This is a genomic window from Gilliamella sp. Fer4-1 (assembly GCF_001690515.1).
GTDB lineage: Bacteria > Pseudomonadota > Gammaproteobacteria > Enterobacterales > Orbaceae > Gilliamella > Gilliamella apicola_C.
The window spans coordinates 1-534 of record NZ_LZGZ01000065.1 but is presented as its reverse complement, the minus strand read 5'-3'; the positions used below and the strand labels follow the sequence as shown (position 1 = coordinate 534).

Annotated in this window: 1 protein-coding gene; it reads left to right on the top strand. The window is 33.3% G+C overall.

The window, feature by feature from the left end:
- Positions 1-133 precede the first annotated feature (133 nt).
- Positions 134-534 (top strand): alanine--tRNA ligase-related protein (locus A9G30_RS02230; RefSeq protein ID WP_255305723.1); only part of this gene is annotated, 401 nt, incomplete at its 3' end.

Sequence of the window (534 nt, the reverse complement as noted above, 5' to 3'; positions counted from 1 at the left end):
TTTTTTAGTTTTCCCTTATTTACTTGTAATATTAGTTAGATCCGTTTCGATATAAGAATATTTACTTTTCAACTTTAGTTGTAGCGGGTATATTACTATGTTTAAAAATCTATCGTTTTATATGGAAGCATAAATGAAAAGCACTGCAGAAATTCGTCAAAATTTTCTTGACTTTTTCCGTGGCAAAGGACATGAAGTTGTCACAAGTAGTTCCCTTGTCCCGCATAATGATCCAACACTATTATTTACTAATGCTGGAATGAATCAATTTAAAGATGTCTTTCTTGGTATTGATAAACGCTCTTATTCTAGAGCAACAACATCACAACGTTGTGTCCGCGCTGGCGGTAAACATAATGATTTAGACAATGTTGGTTATACTGCTCGCCATCATACTTTTTTTGAAATGCTAGGAAACTTTAGTTTTGGCGATTATTTTAAGCATGATGCAATACATTTTGCTTGGGAGCTATTAACCAGTGAAGAATGGTTTAACCTACCAAAAGATAGGTTAACTGTTACTGTCTATGAAAC